Source organism: Micromonospora sp. NPDC049204, assembly GCF_040647935.1.
Classification (GTDB): domain Bacteria; phylum Actinomycetota; class Actinomycetes; order Mycobacteriales; family Micromonosporaceae; genus Micromonospora.
In genome coordinates, this window is the sequence record NZ_JBEZDC010000002.1 from 161,028 (window position 1) to 176,602 (window position 15,575).

Sequence of the window (15,575 nt, forward strand, 5' to 3'; positions counted from 1 at the left end):
GTCTAACGACCCTTCTGTCGGACGAGGCGGTTGCCGGCGTCGAGGCACTGTTCGACGTACCGGTCCGCGGCCGGACGCAGGCGGGCCGCGTGCCGGTCGAAGAAACTGGCCGCGGCGGTGCCGGGCCAGCGTTCGGGCAGCAGCGCCGGGGGTAGCTGCGGGTCCCGGAAGAGGAACGTACGCCACGCGTGCACCAGCCGGAACCGGGTCGCGTACGCCTCCTCGTCGCTGCTGCGCACGGTCACGGCGGAGAGCAGTGGGCGCTGGTCCGCGACGAACTGCTCGTAGGCGCGGCCGATCTCGGTCAGGTCCCATGCTCGCCGGACCACGCCCATCGCACCGGGGGTGCCGGCGAAGTGTGCGGCGTTGAACCGCTCGAACCGGATGCCGGCCTCGGCGAGGATCAGGTCGACGTCCTCGGCGGGACGGGTGGCGACCCAGGTCTGCTCGTCGAGCGTGCCGTAGCCGAGGAAGCTCAGGTTCGCGGCGAGCCGCTGGCGGTCCCGTCGGGAGCCCGGGGCCTCCAGCACCAGCAGATCGAACCGGCCGTCCCAGGTGACCCGGCCGGTCCGGTAGATCCGGGAGGCCGCCTCGTCGAGTCGTCGGGCGGCTTTCGGTGTGATCGAATATCCCGGTCCGGAGATCAACCGGAGCGGTTCGAGCCAGCCCTGACGCACCATCCGGGACACGGCGGTGCGAACGGCTGGCGGTGCGATTCCCAGCGGCGCCAGCAGTTTGACCAGGGCAGCAACCGGTGCGCGGCCACCCCTCGGTCGGAGGTGGTCGCCGTACAGGTCGAAGAGTGCCGACCGTGCCTGCATGACCGCACATTGTGACAGGCCTTCTCAAGATAAGCTAGATGCTGTTACATCAATGCTGCTCCGGTTTGGGTCCGGCGGTGTTCATCAGGGAAAATCGCTGTCGACACCCCCGCGACCGTTGCGGGTGGTCGTGACGAAGTGGCTGTGGGGCAACCCACCGACCCTGGTGTAGGTCTGAGGGGAGACAACATGGCGGCGATGAAGCCGCGGACGGGCGACGGTCCGCTGGAAGTCACCAAGGAGGGGCGGGGCATCGTCATGCGGGTCCCGCTGGAGGGCGGTGGCCGGCTCGTCGTCGAGATGACTCCCGACGAGGCCAACGCGCTCGGTGACGCGTTGAAGGCGGCGGCCGGCTGAGTAAGGAGTGGTCCGGGCGGCTCGCACCGCCCGGAGCGTTCCGTGACCCTGAGCCACCGGTACCGCCGGTGGCTCAGGGTCTTCATCACTGCGGGCAGGTGGGCTGAGTTCCGCTCCGCGACACTTTCCTGGAGGTACGGTTCCGCGTGCTCGCCATCCGTCTGATCGCCGAGCCCGACCGGCTCGACGTCCTCGTCCTGCCTGTCCGTCCCGTCGATCCGGCAGCCGGAGGTGACGCCTCGGCCGAGCCCGTGTCGACCGCCGCGGCCCCGCCGGACGACACGGCCGACGAGGCGACCGCACTGGTGTCGGCGGCCCGGCTGAACGGCCGAGCTGGCGAGATCCACACCCAACTGCGCCCCGGACGTACCCCCGGCCGGCTTCTGCTGCTCGGCATCGGCGACGGCGGCGAGGCAGCCTGGCGGACGGCCGGCGCGGCCCTGGCCCGGTCTGCCGCGAATGAGACGCATATCACCATCGCGCTGCCGGGCGAGCTGACTCCGGCCGCGGTGCGCGGGTTGACCGAGGGGCTGCTGCTCGCCTCGCACCGGTACCGGCTGACCGAGGCCGGCGACGCGCCGACGCTCGACGGCATCGACCTGCTGCTCGACGACCCGACCACGTTCGAGGCCACCGTCGCCACGGCCCGGACCACCGCGGCGATGACCCATCTCGCCCGTGACCTGACCAACACGCCCTCCTCGACGAAGACCCCGCAGTGGTTCGTCGACCAGGTGACGTCCGCCGCGGCCGACCTGCCGGACCTGCGACTGCGGGTTCGCGGCCCGGCCGAGTTGGCCGCCGAGGGCTTCGGCGGGATCCTCGCCGTGGGCGGCGGCTCGGCCAGTGGCCCCCGGCTGGTCGAGTTGGACTGGCACCCCGCCGACGCGCGTACCCACGTGGTGCTGGTCGGCAAGGGCATCACCTTCGACACCGGCGGCATCTCGATCAAGCCGGTACCGGCGATGAAACTGATGCGCAAGGACATGGCCGGCGCGGCCGCGGTCGTCGCCGCCACCCTCGGTGCCGCCGCGCTGCGGCTGCCGGTGCGCATCACGACGCTCGCCCCGCTCGCCGAGAACATGGTCAGCGGCTCCGCGTTCCGCCCCGGCGACGTCATCCGGCACTACGGCGGCACGACGAGCGAGACGACCAACTCCGACGCCGAGGGCCGTCTGGTCCTCGCCGACGCCCTGGCGTACGCGGTGCAGCAGCTCGAACCGGACCTACTGCTCGACCTGGCCACCCTCACCGGCGCCAACGCCGTTGCGCTGGGCAAGCGCACCGCCGCGCTGTACAGCGAGAACGACCAACTGGCCGCGGACGTGCTGGCCGCGACCGAGGCGGCGGGCGAGTCGGCCTGGCGGATGCCGCTGCACAACGACTACGCCGAATACCTGGGCAGCGACGTCGCCGATCTCTACAGCGCGCCGACACAGGGTGCCGGTTCGGTGCTGGCCGCGCTCTACCTGCGCGAGTTCACCGGCGAGCTGCGGGACCGCTGGCTGCACCTGGACATGTCGGCCCCGTCCTGGGCGGACGGCGACCAGGCCGAGGTCAGCCGCGGCGCCACCGGTTGGGGCGTTCGGTGGTTGCTGCGCTGGCTGGCCAGCGTCGACTGACCCGGGTCAGCACTTCACCGCGGCGAGCACCCCGTGCCCGACCGGAAGCAGCGCGGGGATCCAGTGCTCCGACTCCCGGACCGCCTTGATCGTCTCGCGGACCGTCACCGTCTCCGCGTCCCGGGCGGCCGGATCACCGATCCGGCCGCTGGCCAACACGCCGTTGAGCGCGAGCACTCCGCCCGGTCGCAACAGCCGCAGTGCGGCTTCCACGCAGGCATGGAAGCCGGTGGCCTCCGCGTCCACGAAGACCAGGTCGTACGCGCCGTCGGCGAGCCGGGGCAGCACGTCGAGCGCCCGACCGGTGATGATCCGCGTACGGCCGGCCGCGAAGCCCGCCTCGGCGAAGATCCGCCGGGCGATCCGCTGATGCTCCACCTCCACGTCGATGGTGGTGAGCACACCGTCGGCGCGCATGCCGCGCAGCAACCAGACACCGCTCACGCCGGTGCCGGTGCCGATCTCCACCACCGCGCGGGCGTTGCCGGCGGCGGCCAGCAGCCGCAACGCCGCTCCCGCGCCCGGGGTGACCGCGTCGAGGCCCACCTCCAGGGCCAGGCTACGGGCGGTGCGCAGGACGAGATCCTCGGTGACGTACGACTCAGCGAACTGCTGAGCCTGGGCCGTCGAACTGCCGGTACCGGCGACCATGGCGATGGGGCACCTCCGGGGGCGGTGCGTGGTGCGGGGGCGGGTTGGCACTGTGAGCGTAGAGGCGACCGCCAGGGGGCGCAGCCGGGCCTCCGCCCGAAGCGATCGCCGGGGGCAACCGCTGACTCCACCGCGCGCATCCGTGCAATCCTGGAAGCGGTATCCCGTCAGCCGCGACCGAACCGGCCCGTGGCCGGGCGACGCGGCGCGGGATCCGGGGACGGACTGGGAGGCACCGACGTGACCGACGGCTGGGACTGGCGCCGGGGCGGTGAGACTCCGGCTCCGGCGCGACCGCCCGGGGCAGAGGCCCCGCCGGTGGGATCGCCATCCATGCCGGGGGCCGGCAGCACGCCTGCTGTGGTGCCGCCGGGCAGCACGCCCGTGGTGGTGCCGCCGGGCAGCACGCCCGTCATGGGGCCGCCGGGGAGCACGCCCGTGGGGCCGCCGGGGGGTGCGCCAGTTGTGCCGCCGGCAGGCGTGCCGGCAGCCGGATACCCGCCGGTGCCGCCCGTGGGGCCGTCACCGGGTTGGCCGGTACCTGTCGCGGGCGGACCCGGGACGGCCGGGGCGTCGCCCTGGTGGTCGGACGCGCTCGCCGATCCCTGGCGGGACCCGGCGGCGCCGACCGCGGTGGTGGTGCCGGGGGTGGTGGCGGCCGGTTCCGAGCCCGAGCCGGTCACCGATCCGGACGCGCCGGGTCGACCGACGCTACGCCAACTGCTGCTCATTCCCGTGATCACCGCGCTGCTGGCCGGCACCCTCGGCGGGGCGCTGGGCTACGCGTTCGCGGTTCGCGGCGGGGCTGCCGGAGTGGTGCTCGGCGGTGCGCCGGCAGAGCCCCCCGCGCTGGCCCAGCGCAAGCCGGAATCGCTTGCCGGTGTCGCCGAACGTGTCCTGCCCAGCGTGGTCACCGTCCGCGTGAGCAGCCTCGGCGGGACCAGCGAGGGCTCCGGCTTCGTCGCCACCGCCGACGGCCACGTGATCACCAACGACCACGTGGTGGCCGGCGGCAGCGGCAAGGCCTCGGTGGTCTTCAACGACGGCAGCACCGCGCCGGCGACAATCGTCGGTCAGGATCCGGAGTCGGACATCGCGGTGATCAAGGTGAGCCGTAGCGGGCTGCGACCTGTGGAGTTCGGCGATTCCGACGCCCTGGCCGTCGGTGACCCGGTGCTCGCCATCGGCTCGCCGCTGTCGCTGGCCAACACGGTCACCGCCGGCATCGTGAGTGCCCTGGACCGGACGATGCAGGCCGGCGAGCCCGGTGGTCCGATCCGCTACTACGCGGCGATCCAGACCGACGCGGCCGTCAACCACGGCAACTCGGGCGGGCCGTTGGTCGACGGCGCCGGGCGGGTGGTCGGGGTGAACTCGACAATCAAGTCACTTGTCGCCGAGGGGCAGGAGGCGGGCAACATCGGGCTCGCCTTCGCCATTCCGATCAACCAGGCCAAGCGGGTGACCCAGGACATCATCGGCACCGGCAAGGCCCGGCGTACGGTGATCGGTGCCCGGGCGGACGGCCCGACCGGGGTCGCCGGGGGTGGCCTGCGGCTGGCGGAGGTGGCGCCGTCCGGCCCGGCGGACAGCGCCGGGTTGAAGGTCGGTGACGTCATCCTCAAGATCAATGGTCGGCCGATGACCGAGCCGACGGACCTGACCGCGTTGGTTCGCAAGTTCGCGCCGGGCTCGGTGGTATCCGTCGAGTTTCGACGGGGCTCCGACCGGCAGAACACCTCGGTAACTCTCGCCGCCGACGCGAAGTGAACACGGCTCACCCCTTGCTCGAACGCCGCCTGGCGTGCGTAGTCTTGCTGCTGACGCGGAGAGGAGGCCAGCGGGATGTTCGAGAACCTGAACTGGTGGGAGATCGGGGCGCTGCTGCTCCTGGCGCTACTGATCTTCGGTGATCGGCTGCCCGCGGTCATCAACGACGGCTTGCGGCTGGTGCGCAACCTGCGAAACATGGCCCGCAACGCCACCGGCGACCTGAGTCGTGAGCTGGGCACCGACATCCAGCTGGAAGACCTGCACCCGAAAGCCTTCATCCGCAAGCACCTCCTCAGCGAGGAGGACGAGGCGGCGATCCGCAAGCCGTTGCAGGGCGTCTACGACAACCTCCGCGCGGACGTCAGCGGCGTGCACGACGACCTGAAGGACGTGGCCAGCGCCGCCGACCTGCGGTCGAACGGGACGCGGCCCACCACGGCCACCGGCAGCACCACCCCGGCACCCCGCGCCAGCTACGACGACGCCACCTGACCGACCCGCGCCCGCCCGGCCCGCCCGCCCGCCCGGCCCGCCCGCCCGCCCGGCCCGCCCGCGCTCGGTGCCTTGATCGACTCGATTTTCAGGAATTCGGCCCCTCAACCGGCCCAGGACGCCGCGACTTTCAGAAACCCGAGTCGATCACGCGGCGGTGCCGGCTACGCGGCGGTGCCGGCTACGCGGCGGTGCCGGCTACGCGGCGGTGCCGGCTACGCCGGGGCTGTGCCGGCTGCGGCCACCCACCGACACGACTCAGCCCGCCGGCCAACAGCGGCCGACGGGCTGGCGGTGGGACGTGGTGGTCAGCGGCCGGCGGGCTTCAGACCGAGCGGCTTGCCGAGCAGTGACTCACGGCGCAGCGCGAGCCGGTCGGCGATGGTGCCGAGGGCCTGCGCGGCCGGGGACTCCGGCTCGGCCAGCACGATCGGGTTGCCCGCGTCGCCGGCCTCACGGACCCGGGTGTCCAGCGGGATCTGACCGAGCAGCGGCACCTGAGCGCCGATGGTCCGGCTCAGCGACTCGGCGACGGCCGTGCCGCCCCCGGAGCCGAAGATCTCCATCCGGGAGCCGTCCGGAAGCTCCAGCCAGGACATGTTCTCGATGACGCCGACCACCCGCTGGTGGGTCTGCAGGGCGATCGCGCCGGCCCGCTCGGCCACCTCGGCGGCGGCGGTCTGCGGGGTGGTGACGATCAGGATCTCCGAGTTGGGGAGCAGTTGGGCCAGCGAGATGGCCACGTCACCCGTGCCCGGGGGAAGGTCGAGCAGGAGCACGTCCAGGTCGCCCCAGTAGACGTCCGCCAGGAACTGCTGCAACGCCCGGTGCAGCATCGGGCCGCGCCACACCACGGCGGCGTTGCCCGAGGTGAACATGCCGATGGAGATCACCTTCACGCCGTGCGCCTGCGGCGGCATGATCATGTCTTCGACCCGGGTGGGCCGGGCCTCCGTGCCGAGCATCCGGGGCACCGAGTGGCCGTAGATGTCCGCGTCGACCACGCCGACGGAGAGCCCACGAGCGGCGAGCGCCGCCGCCAGGTTGACCGTCACGCTGGACTTGCCGACGCCACCCTTGCCGCTGGCCACCGCGTACACGCGGGTGCGGGAGCCGGGCTGCGCGAACGGGATGACGGGCTCCTCGGTGGCGGCGCCGCCACCGCGCAGCTGCGACTGCAACGACTGTCGTTGCTCGGGGGTCATCACCCCAAAGTCGATCTCCACACCGGTCACTCCGGGCACCGCGGCGAGCGCGGTGGTGATGTCCGTACGCAGCTTGTCCTTGAGCGGGCAACCGGCGACGGTGAGCAGCAGCTCGACGCGTACGACGCCGCTGGCAGCGATCGTGGCGGAGCGGACCATGCCCAGCTCGGTGATGGGCCGGCGGATCTCCGGGTCGTTGACGGTGGCCAGGGCGGCCTGGATCGCGTCCTCGACGGTGCTCACGGGTGCTGACATGCCCGCAATGCTACGTCGCGGGGCATCCGTTGCCGCTGCTGCCCGGGGTGGTGTGAGCCAATCGATGACCCCACGGATCAGCCCTCCGGCAGGCGCGGCCCGGCGCCGTCCGGCCGGACGTCCCGGGTGAAGTCGCCGTCCAGGTCGTCGCGCGGTTCGTCCAGGCCGACACCGTCGGTCGGCCGGTGGCTCCGCTTCTCCTGCCGGCTGTCCCGGTCCTGCTGGCGGCGTTCCAGGCGTTGCCGGCGTTGCCCCGCCTCGTCCAGCTCCTCGGCCAGCCGGGTCAGCTCGGAGCGGAGGAAGTCACGGGTCGCCACCTCACCCAACGCGATCCGCAGTGCCGCGATCTCCCGCGCCAGGTACTCGGTGTCCGCCTTCTGCGCGGTGGCTCGCCGCCGGTCCTCCTCCAGGGCCACCCGGTCCCGGTCGGCCTGCCGGTTCTGCGCCAGCAGGATCAGCGGCGCCGCGTAGCTGGCCTGCAACGACAGCACCAGGGTCAAGAACGTGAAGGTGTACGGGTCGAAGCGCAGGTCCGCCGGGGCCAACGTGTTCCAGACGAACCAGATCGTGATCACCACCGTCATGACGACGATGAAGTTCGCGGTGCCCATGCCCCGGGCGATGCCCTCCGACCACCTGCCGAACGCTTCCGCGTCGAACCGGGGCAGCTTGATGCCCCGGGGCTCACGCGGTTGGTCGAGGCGTTCGTTACGCCGCCGCTCAGCCATCCGCGCCGTCCAGCGTCGCGTCGGTGGTGCCCGGGGCGGCCAGGGCGTCGCGGTCCCGCCAGTCCCGGGGGAGCGAGTGGTCCAGCACGTCGTCCACCGTCACGGCGCCGACCAGCCGGTTGCTCCGGTCGATCACCGGCATGGCGACCAGGTCGTAGGTGGCCATCCGACGGGTGATCTCCGGCAGCGGGGTGGTCGGGCGCAGTGGGTCGATGTCGTTGACCACCACCTTGCCCAGCAGGTCGGCCGGCGGTTCACGGAGCAGCGCCTGGAAGTGCACCATGCCCAGGTAGCGACCGGTCGGGGTGTTCTGTGGCGCCCGGGTCACGAAGACCTGCGCGGCGACGGCGGGGGAGAGCTGTGGTTCCCGGATCCGGGCCAGCGCCTCGGCGACGGTGGCGTCCGGCGGGAGGATGACCGGCTCCGAGGTCATCACACTGCCCGCCGTGCCGGGGGTGTACTTCAGGAGCTGACGCACCGGGTCGGCCTCGTCCGGCTCCATCAGGTCCAGCAGCACGTCCTGCTCCGGTGGGGGCAGCTCGTTGAGCAGGTCGGCCGCGTCGTCCGGGTCCATCTCCTCCAGTACGTCCGCGGCCCGTTCCCGGTCCAGTGCGGCGAGGATCTCCACCTGGTCGTGCTCCGGCAGCTCGCTGAGCACGTCGGCCAGCCGCTCGTCGTCCAGTGCGGCAGCCACCTCGTTACGCCGTGCGTCGGGCAGGTCCTGAAGCGCGTTGGCCAGGTCGGCGGGGCGCATGTCCTCCAGGACGGCGAGCAGGTTGGCCGTACCCCGGTTGTCGGCGATGCCGCTGAGCCCGCGCACCCGGTCCCACTCGACCTGGTGCAGGTGGCCGCGGCGGCTGAGCCGGCCGGTCTGCTCCCGTACGGCGACGCGGGTCAACGACCACTCACCGCCGCGGGTGCACTCCATCGCGACGTCCACGACGGCGCCGGGCTGGCCGCCCGGGTCGAGCTGCACCCGCCGGTCGAGGAGTTCCTGGAGGACCAGCAGCTCGTTCGGGCGCTTCTCGAAGCGGCGCAGGTTGAGGGTGCCGGAGCCGAGCACGACGGCGTCCGCGTCGATGGAGGTGATCCGGTTGATGGACAGGAAGATCCGGCGACGCATCGGCATCTCGGCGACGAGACCCACCACCTCCGGGGGGCGCTTGGTCGCCCGCAGCCGGGCCACGGCGTCGCGAACCCGCCCCACCTGGTCACCGTTCGGGTCGAAGACGGCGACTCCGGCGAGACGGGCGATGTAGACCCGGGTCGGCGTGCTCACGGGCACCAGCCTAAGCGCCTAGTGTTTATCAACATGTCGACCTTGGCCTACGAGATCGTGGACGTCTTCACCGACCGCCCCTTCGCCGGCAACCCGCTGGCCGTGGTGTTCGGCGCGGAGGCGCTGGCCACCGAGCAGATGCAGGCGCTCGCGCTGGAGTTCAACCTGTCCGAGACGGTGTTCGTGCTGCCACCGACCCAGTTCGGTGCCACCTACCGGGCCAGGATCTTCACGCCGGTCGAGGAGTTGCCGTTCGCGGGGCACCCGAGCGTCGGCGCGGCGGTGACCGCGAGCCGGCGGGGCATGTTCGGTGTGGGGCAGGTCACCCAGGAGTGCCATGCCGGAGTGCTGCCGATCGAGGTGACCGCGACCGGGGCGACGCTGACCGGTGGCACCCCGACCCTCGGCCCCGAGTTGGACCCGGAGCCGTTGCTGGAGATCGCCGGGTTGACCGCGGACGACCACGTCGGTCCCGCTCCCCGCGTCGCGGGCTGCGGGCTGGAGTTCCCGTACCTGCCGGTGCGTCCGGAGTCGGTGGCCCGCGCGCGGGTGAACGCGGCGGCGGCGCAGCGGTACGGGGTGTCGCACGTCAGCGTCTTCTCCTGGGACGCCGCCGCGCAAACCGCGCACGCGCGGGTGTTCGTGCCGGGGATGGGCGTCCCGGAGGACCCGGCGACCGGCTCGGCGGCGCTCGGCCTCGGCGTCTGGCTGGTGGCGACCGGGCTGCTGCCCGGTGTGGGGCTGTCGGAGTACGCGGTGCGTCAGGGTGTGGAGATGAACCGCCCGTCCGCGCTGGCGTGCACGGTCACCGCGGTGGACGGGGTGGCGGTCGGCGCGACGGTCGCCGGTCAGGTGATGCCGGTGGCCCGGGGCGAGATCACCGTCCCGCCCTTCGTGGGGTGAGCTGGGGTGCCGATGCGGGAGGATGCGGGTGTGACGGACGAGAACGCCCCCGGGGGCACACCGCTTGTCGACGAGGCGATGAAGAAGGCCGCCGTGGCCTGGGTCAGCGTGTCCGGCGGGCCGGCGCTCGCCCTCTGGTGCGCCCCACTGGAGGGCGCGCTGCTGGTGGTCTCCGGGCCGGGCGAGCAGGCCGCGCCGGGGCTGGCCGACGCGACCGAGGCGCAGGTCACCCTGCGCGGCGATCACGGCGGTCGGATCGTCACCTGGCCGGCCCGGGTGAGCCGGGTGCTGCCGGGCACCGAGGCGTGGGACACCGCCGCGCCGCTGGTCGCGGCGAAGCGCCTCAACGCACCGGGTCCGACCGCCGACCTGGTGGCCCGCTGGGCATCCGACGGGTGCGCGGTGAACCGGCTCACCCCGGCGGGTACGTCGCTGGCCGGCGCGGACCTGCCCGCCGACGCCCAGGCCGAGCCACCCCGGCCCACCCCGGCGGTCCGGGCCACCCGCAAACCGTTCCGCCTGCACCGGGTCCGTCGCCGCTGACGGCGACCGCCCACGAGGGGGCCGCCGCCGCTGCTGGGGTCAGCCGGCCGGGACCACGTCGACGTAGCTGTCGACAAGGGTGAGCACCTCACCCAGTGCGCCGAGCGTGGGGCCTCGCCAGTCCAGGTCGGCGTTGAACACCATGTGCGTGGCCAGGTCCGGCGCGGCGAGTCGGACGGCGGTCATCCCGGCCCGCTCGGCGCCGGTCAGCTCCTGGCTGCCGCCGTCACCGACGTAGAGGCAGTCCGCCGGCGCCAGCCCGAGCCGCTGGCAGGCGGTCAGGTAGAGCACCGGATCCGGCTTGCATCGCCCGACCTGCACCGAGAACACCCGCACGTCGAGCAGAGGGGCGACCGCGAGTTGGGGCAGGAAGGCCGGCAGCTCGTGCGTACAGTCGCTGATCACGCCGGTCCGCAGGCCGCGTTGGCGCAGGGCCGCCAGGACGGGCACGGCCTCGGCCCGCAGCCAGGTGTCCGCGCGGACCGCACGGTGTCGGGACGCCACCGCCGCCCGCACCGCATGGTCGCTGGGGTGTACGCCGGCCTGGGCGCACACCCAGCGCAGGGTCGCCTCCGCGTCGCCGAGCCGGCCGCTGGCCCGCTCGTAGTAGGTGCGGTTCAGCACCTCGGTCAGGATCTCGGTGGGACACCCGAGGAGCTCGGCGGTGCCGACGTGCGCGACACCACGCTGCACCGAACGGGTCAGGGTGCCGAAGAAGTCGAACAGGACCGCCTGGTAGCTGGGCATGGCAAAACGCCTCCGGCCGGTCGAGGGTCGCCGGCGCGAACCCGCGTGATCGTAACGGAGTGCTGACGGTCCGTGTTGTCCGTCATACGTGTGAGGATTACGTCCCGTGTCCCCACCTCCGCACCGTCCGTCCCCGGACCTGTCGACCACCGGCGCGGTCGGCCTGGCCGTGGTCGCCGTGTCGTCGTCCGCGCCGCTGATCGCGTACGCGGCCGCTCCCGCGCTGGCCATCGCGTTCTGGCGCAACCTGCTCGCGGTGGCCGTGCTGAGCCCCTTCTCGTTGGCCCGGCGCCGCGCCGAGTTCCGCAGGTTGACCGTGGGGGCGGGACGGCGGGAGGGCCTGTTCTGCGTTCTGGCCGGGGTCGCGCTCGCCGGGCACTTCGCCACCTGGGTGCCGAGCGCCCAGCTCACCTCGGTTGCCACGTCCACCGCCCTGGTCGCCACGCAGCCGGTCTGGCAGGGGCTGATCGCCCGCGCCCAGGGGCGGCGGTTGCCCCGGGTGGTGTGGCTCGGCATCGCGGTGGCGGTCGGCGGTGCGGCGATCACCACCGGGACGGACGTGGGTGTCTCCGGCGCGGCCGTCCTCGGTGACGTGCTGGCGCTGACCGGCGGCGTGTTCGCGGCCGGCTACACCGCCTTCGGCGAGCGGGCCCGCGCCAGCATCAGCACCACCACGTACACCACCATCTGCTACGGGATCTGCGCGCTGATCCTGCTGCTGGTGTGCCTGGTCGGCGGCGTACGGCTGACCGGGTTCGACGGGCACACGTGGCTGGCCATCCTGGCCCTGGTGGCCGGTGCCCAGCTGCTCGGGCACTCGATGTTCAACTACGCCCTGCGGAAGATCTCGGCGACCACGGTGAGCGTGCTGATCCTGCTGGAAGCCCCCGGCGCGGCCCTGCTCGGCTGGGCGTGGCTGGGGCAGCTGCCCCGCCCGTACGCGCTTGTCGGGATGGCGCTGCTGCTGGTCGGGGTGGCGGTGGTGGTGCTCGGCGGTGGTCGGGCCGCTCGCCGGGTCGCGCCGACCGCGCTGCCGACCGACCCGACCCCGCTGGCCGACTGACCGCGCGACGGCGCTGCGGCGAGGTGAGGAACATGGACACTGGTTCCCTCCGCGGCGTGCCCGCCCGGCGTCTATCCGGGTGAGGAGGGCGATCCGTTGACGACTGAGGACCGCACCCGGGACGGCTTCGTCGATTTCGTCCGGGCGGAGACCGCCGGGCTGACCCGGTTCGCGTACCTGCTGACCGGCGATCGGCACCACGCCGAGGACCTGGTCCAGGTCGCGCTGGCTCGGGTCGCCGTGCGCTGGGAGCGGATCGAGGACCCACCCGCGTACCTGCGTCGGGTGCTCTGCACCCAGGCCGCCAGTTGGTGGCGCTGGCGGCGGGCTCGCCCGGCGGAGCGGCTGGGCGGGGCGCTGCCGGAACGATCCGGTCCGGATGACGACGCCGATCTGCGCCTGGTGCTGTCGGCGGCGTTGGCCCGGCTGACCGTGCGGCAGCGTGCGGTCCTCGTGCTGCGCTACTACGAGGACCGCACCGAGACGGAGACCGCGGAACTGCTCGGCTGCCGGGTCGGCACCGTGAAGAGTCAGACCCGCCACGCCCTCGGCCGACTCCGCGTCCTCGCCCCCGAACTGGCCGAACTCGTCGGCCGTGACCCGCAGGAGGTGGCCCGGTGACCGCCCGACTCTCCGCGGCGCTGCGCCGCCTCGCCGACGACGTGCCGCCGGCACGCGTACCGGAGGGGCTCTTCGACGCGGCGCGGACCCGGCACCGCCGTCGCCGGGCCGTCGTCGCCGGCGCGCTCGCCGTCCTGGTCCTCCTTCTCGGCACCGGGTACGCGCTGCACCCGGTGGCCCTGCCGCTGCCCGCCGGTCCGCGGCACGAGACCCCGGGCCTGCCCACCAGGCTCGTCGACCCGCCGCTGCGGACCGCCTCGGTCGGCTACTCGGCACCTGGCGTGGCGGCGATGCTCTTCGGTGGTCCCGCCGTGCGCACCAACTGGTTCGAGACCCGGATGGGTGTGGTGGCCGCCGACGACGACCGGTACCGCGTGCTGAACGGCGATCCGGCAGTCGCGGGTTTCGAGGCGATGCTCTCCCCGGACGGCCGGTACGTCTGGGTGGGCGATTCCCTCCTCGACCTGACGTCGGGGAAGACCACCCCGGATCGCCCGAACGGCTATCCGCTCGCCTTCGCGCCGAACGGGAAACGGTTGGTCTACGCCGACGACGGCACCACGTTCACGCCCCCGAACACCTACGCCACCCCGTACGTGGGGGTCTACGACCGGGATCGCGGAGCGGACGTGCTGCGGGTGCCGGTCGGCACCACCTGGGTCCCGCCGGGGCGCACGGCCGCGCTGTCGTCGGACGGCGGCGACCTCGCCCTCCAGATCCGCGACGAGGTCTGGCTGACCCGGGTGGGCGACGCGGGCGCGGATCGGGTCGCCACGCCGTACCGGAAGCTGCCGCTGGCGGGCGGGCGGCTCGCCGGGGCCGGGTCGTGGTTGCCGGACGGCCGTTCGGTGGCTGTCCTCGGCCGGTCCACCTGTACCGACTGCCCGGTTCCGTCCTACCGAAGAACCTGGACACTGTCGGTGCGGTCCGCAGCCGACGGCACAACGCTGGCCGGCGCGGCGTTCCCAACGTTGCGCTCCCGTTCGTTCGTGCAGCTGCTGGGCTGGCGCTCGGCGGACGAGGCGGTCGCGTTGGTCGGTGTGCCGGGTCCGGAGGCGGTGGACAGCCCGGAGGAGCACGACATCGCCTGGGGGCCGTATCACGAGGTCGGCACGGAGGCGGTGGAGCTGGTGGCGCTACGTCGGGGGGCGACCGCGCCGGAGGTGCTCTTCCGGACGCCGGAGGGCATCACCGACCTGTCGGTCGCCGCCGACCTCGCGATCCGCGGCGCGGTACGCGAGTCCGGCCGCCCCCACTACGGGCCACCGCCGTTCTGGGCGCTCGTGGTGGGGTTCGTCTTGGCGGTTCTCGTCATCCGGGCCGTGCTGTCGCTGCTGCGCCGCTGGCGCGGCCCGCGAGGGCTCGGACCTAGACCTCGTGCACCTCGATGACCCGGGTGGTCGGCGCGGTGTCGCCGAGAGTGGCACGCAGGGCCGTCCGCTCCGGGTCGACGAGGAAGGACTCGTAACCGGCCCGTCCGTCGAAGCGGATCACGTGCACCTCGGTCTGCCCGTCGGTGCCGCGCAGCCGCCGGTCCAGGTGGCCGCCGTGCCGCCCGAGCAGGGCCAGCACGGCGTCCTCGTAGCGCCGCCCGGTGGCCTCGGCCCCGGCGGGAAACTCGACGAGCGCGACGAGCGTCAGCATGCCGCCCACGTCAGTCGAGACCGACGGCCTTGGCGCTGGCCTCCCACAGCCGGGCGGCCAGGTGTGGATCGGCTGCCTTCCGGTACGGGCGACGCACCCGACGGTCGATGTAGTAGGCGCCGTCGACGAGTCGGGAACGGTCCTGACCGGCCAGCCAGACCAGGGTTTCGGCGGCCTTCTCCGGGCTGCGGAACGGAATGATCCGCATGCCGAACGCCACCAACCTGCTGTCGTTCGCGAACCGGGTGCGCACCACCCCGGGGTGGAAGCTGTACGCGGGAACGTCCGGCCAGCGCCGCGCCGCCTCGGCGGCGAACAGGACGTTCGCCTGCTTGCTGGTGCCGTACGCGCCCATCGAGCGGTAGCCGCGCAGCGGGGCGTTCAGGTCGTCCGGGTCGAGTGCGCCGAATCGGTGTGCGCCGGAGGCGGTCACCACGATCCGGCCCAACCGGTCGGCGAGCAGGTTGGTCAGCAGGAACGGGGCGAGGTGGTTGGCCTGGATCGACATCTCGAAGCCGTCGACGGTGCGCAGGGGTTGCAACGCGATCGCGCCGGCGTTGTTGGCGAGCACGTCGATCCGGTCGTACGCGGCCCGGAGTTGCTCGGCCAGTCGGCGCACGTCGTCGAGGCTGGCGAAGTCGGCCCGGAACAGCTCCGGACGCTCGCCGGAGGCCTCCCGTACCCGAACGGCTGCGGCCTGCAGGCGGGCCGGGTCCCGCCCGACCAGCACCACCCGGTCACCCCGGCACGCCAGGTGCACGGCGGCGGCCAGGCCGATGCCGGAGCTGGCCCCGGTCACCACCACCAGTCGACGCCCAGTGAGATCTTCCACAGGTCCATTCACCCCGGTCATGGCGCGAGGTTACCGTGG

17 protein-coding genes are annotated in these 15,575 nt (G+C 73.0%); 9 read left to right on the forward strand and 8 right to left on the reverse strand.

Annotation, left to right across the window (positions count from 1 at the left end; translation table 11 throughout):
- Positions 1-2: 2 nt before the first annotated feature.
- A complete protein-coding gene (locus tag AB0A90_RS03660; protein ID WP_357241098.1) occupies positions 3-821 on the reverse strand; it encodes a PaaX family transcriptional regulator C-terminal domain-containing protein in 819 nt (272 codons plus the stop codon).
- Positions 822-1,010: 189 nt separating this feature from the next.
- Between AB0A90_RS03660 and AB0A90_RS03665 the strand changes: the two genes are divergently transcribed.
- Together AB0A90_RS03665 and AB0A90_RS03670 are read left to right on the forward strand one after the other, a co-directional pair.
- Positions 1,011-1,178: a DUF3117 domain-containing protein gene (locus tag AB0A90_RS03665; protein WP_007455245.1), complete on the forward strand. Its 168-nt coding sequence runs from the start codon at positions 1,011-1,013 to the stop codon at positions 1,176-1,178.
- A 146-nt stretch (positions 1,179-1,324) separates the two neighbouring features.
- A complete protein-coding gene (locus tag AB0A90_RS03670; protein ID WP_357241101.1) occupies positions 1,325-2,800 on the forward strand; it encodes a M17 family metallopeptidase in 1,476 nt (491 codons plus the stop codon).
- Between the two features lie 6 nt (positions 2,801-2,806).
- Here the strand turns inward: AB0A90_RS03670 and AB0A90_RS03675 are convergent, their stop codons facing one another.
- Complete coding sequence (locus tag AB0A90_RS03675) at positions 2,807-3,451, reverse strand: O-methyltransferase (RefSeq protein ID WP_357241104.1); 645 nt, start codon at positions 3,449-3,451, stop codon at positions 2,807-2,809.
- Positions 3,452-3,964: 513 nt separating this feature from the next.
- Between AB0A90_RS03675 and AB0A90_RS03680 the strand changes: the two genes are divergently transcribed.
- Both AB0A90_RS03680 and AB0A90_RS03685 read left to right on the forward strand, forming a co-directional pair.
- Positions 3,965-5,221: a trypsin-like peptidase domain-containing protein gene (locus AB0A90_RS03680; protein WP_357241107.1), complete on the forward strand. Its 1,257-nt coding sequence runs from the start codon at positions 3,965-3,967 to the stop codon at positions 5,219-5,221.
- Positions 5,222-5,296: 75 nt separating this feature from the next.
- On the forward strand, positions 5,297-5,716 hold the full coding sequence (locus AB0A90_RS03685) for a preprotein translocase subunit TatB (RefSeq protein WP_357241110.1): 420 nt from the start codon (positions 5,297-5,299) through the stop codon (positions 5,714-5,716).
- Positions 5,717-6,024: 308 nt separating this feature from the next.
- On the opposite strand, the gene AB0A90_RS03690 is transcribed toward AB0A90_RS03685, so the two are convergent.
- From AB0A90_RS03690 to AB0A90_RS03700, 3 genes are all read right to left on the reverse strand, one after another.
- Positions 6,025-7,176 carry an Mrp/NBP35 family ATP-binding protein gene (locus AB0A90_RS03690; RefSeq protein WP_357241113.1) on the reverse strand — a complete coding sequence of 384 codons (1,152 nt, stop codon included), beginning with the start codon at positions 7,174-7,176 and terminating at the stop codon, positions 6,025-6,027.
- A 77-nt stretch (positions 7,177-7,253) separates the two neighbouring features.
- Positions 7,254-7,904: a DUF1003 domain-containing protein gene (locus AB0A90_RS03695; RefSeq protein ID WP_357241116.1), complete on the reverse strand. Its 651-nt coding sequence runs from the start codon at positions 7,902-7,904 to the stop codon at positions 7,254-7,256.
- The gene (locus tag AB0A90_RS03700) at positions 7,897-9,183 is read right to left on the reverse strand and encodes a CBS domain-containing protein (protein WP_357241119.1); all 1,287 of its coding nucleotides are present in this window, start codon (positions 9,181-9,183) and stop codon (positions 7,897-7,899) included. Before AB0A90_RS03700 ends, AB0A90_RS03695 begins: the two co-directional genes overlap by 8 nt.
- Positions 9,184-9,216: 33 nt before the next feature.
- Between AB0A90_RS03700 and AB0A90_RS03705 the strand changes: the two genes are divergently transcribed.
- Together AB0A90_RS03705 and AB0A90_RS03710 are read left to right on the forward strand one after the other, a co-directional pair.
- Positions 9,217-10,086, forward strand: a complete 870-nt coding sequence (locus AB0A90_RS03705; RefSeq protein ID WP_357241122.1) for a PhzF family phenazine biosynthesis protein — start codon at positions 9,217-9,219, stop codon at positions 10,084-10,086.
- A 12-nt stretch (positions 10,087-10,098) separates the two neighbouring features.
- A complete protein-coding gene (locus AB0A90_RS03710; protein ID WP_357241125.1) occupies positions 10,099-10,629 on the forward strand; it encodes a hypothetical protein in 531 nt (176 codons plus the stop codon).
- Positions 10,630-10,668: 39 nt separating this feature from the next.
- On the opposite strand, the gene AB0A90_RS03715 is transcribed toward AB0A90_RS03710, so the two are convergent.
- Positions 10,669-11,376: an HAD family hydrolase gene (locus AB0A90_RS03715; protein ID WP_357241128.1), complete on the reverse strand. Its 708-nt coding sequence runs from the start codon at positions 11,374-11,376 to the stop codon at positions 10,669-10,671.
- 106 nt (positions 11,377-11,482) lie between these two features.
- Here AB0A90_RS03715 and AB0A90_RS03720 point away from each other — a divergent pair, with 106 nt between their 5' ends.
- The 3 genes from AB0A90_RS03720 (at position 11,483) to AB0A90_RS03730 (ending at position 14,451) form a co-directional block, all read left to right on the forward strand.
- Positions 11,483-12,439: a DMT family transporter gene (locus AB0A90_RS03720; RefSeq protein WP_357241131.1), complete on the forward strand. Its 957-nt coding sequence runs from the start codon at positions 11,483-11,485 to the stop codon at positions 12,437-12,439.
- 96 nt (positions 12,440-12,535) lie between these two features.
- On the forward strand, positions 12,536-13,060 hold the full coding sequence (locus AB0A90_RS03725) for a SigE family RNA polymerase sigma factor (RefSeq protein ID WP_357241134.1): 525 nt from the start codon (positions 12,536-12,538) through the stop codon (positions 13,058-13,060).
- Complete coding sequence (locus AB0A90_RS03730) at positions 13,057-14,451, forward strand: hypothetical protein (protein WP_357241137.1); 1,395 nt, start codon at positions 13,057-13,059, stop codon at positions 14,449-14,451. Before AB0A90_RS03725 ends, AB0A90_RS03730 begins: the two co-directional genes overlap by 4 nt.
- Here AB0A90_RS03730 and AB0A90_RS03735 read toward each other — a convergent pair.
- Together AB0A90_RS03735 and AB0A90_RS03740 are read right to left on the reverse strand one after the other, a co-directional pair.
- Positions 14,429-14,704: a hypothetical protein gene (locus AB0A90_RS03735; RefSeq protein ID WP_357241140.1), complete on the reverse strand. Its 276-nt coding sequence runs from the start codon at positions 14,702-14,704 to the stop codon at positions 14,429-14,431. The genes AB0A90_RS03730 and AB0A90_RS03735 overlap by 23 nt on opposite strands.
- A gap of 10 nt (positions 14,705-14,714) precedes the next feature.
- Complete coding sequence (locus AB0A90_RS03740; RefSeq protein WP_357242345.1) at positions 14,715-15,536, reverse strand: SDR family NAD(P)-dependent oxidoreductase; 822 nt, start codon at positions 15,534-15,536, stop codon at positions 14,715-14,717.
- Between the last annotated feature and the right edge of the window lie 39 nt (positions 15,537-15,575).

Excerpts from the sequence above, each read along its gene's own strand:
- AB0A90_RS03735 (WP_357241140.1), bottom strand. The coding sequence starts at position 14,704 with ATGCTGACGCTCGTCGCGCTCGTCGAGTTTCCCGCCGGGGCCGAGGCC.
- AB0A90_RS03660 (WP_357241098.1), bottom strand. The coding sequence starts at position 821 with ATGCAGGCACGGTCGGCACTCTTCGACCTGTACGGCGACCACCTCCGA.
- AB0A90_RS03665 (WP_007455245.1), top strand. The coding sequence starts at position 1,011 with ATGGCGGCGATGAAGCCGCGGACGGGCGACGGTCCGCTGGAAGTCACC.
- AB0A90_RS03690 (WP_357241113.1), bottom strand. The coding sequence starts at position 7,176 with ATGTCAGCACCCGTGAGCACCGTCGAGGACGCGATCCAGGCCGCCCTG.
- AB0A90_RS03685 (WP_357241110.1), top strand. The coding sequence starts at position 5,297 with ATGTTCGAGAACCTGAACTGGTGGGAGATCGGGGCGCTGCTGCTCCTG.
- AB0A90_RS03695 (WP_357241116.1), bottom strand. The coding sequence starts at position 7,904 with ATGGCTGAGCGGCGGCGTAACGAACGCCTCGACCAACCGCGTGAGCCC.
- AB0A90_RS03705 (WP_357241122.1), top strand. The coding sequence starts at position 9,217 with ATGTCGACCTTGGCCTACGAGATCGTGGACGTCTTCACCGACCGCCCC.
- AB0A90_RS03710 (WP_357241125.1), top strand. The coding sequence starts at position 10,099 with ATGCGGGAGGATGCGGGTGTGACGGACGAGAACGCCCCCGGGGGCACA.
- AB0A90_RS03715 (WP_357241128.1), bottom strand. The coding sequence starts at position 11,376 with ATGCCCAGCTACCAGGCGGTCCTGTTCGACTTCTTCGGCACCCTGACC.
- AB0A90_RS03675 (WP_357241104.1), bottom strand. The coding sequence starts at position 3,451 with ATGGTCGCCGGTACCGGCAGTTCGACGGCCCAGGCTCAGCAGTTCGCT.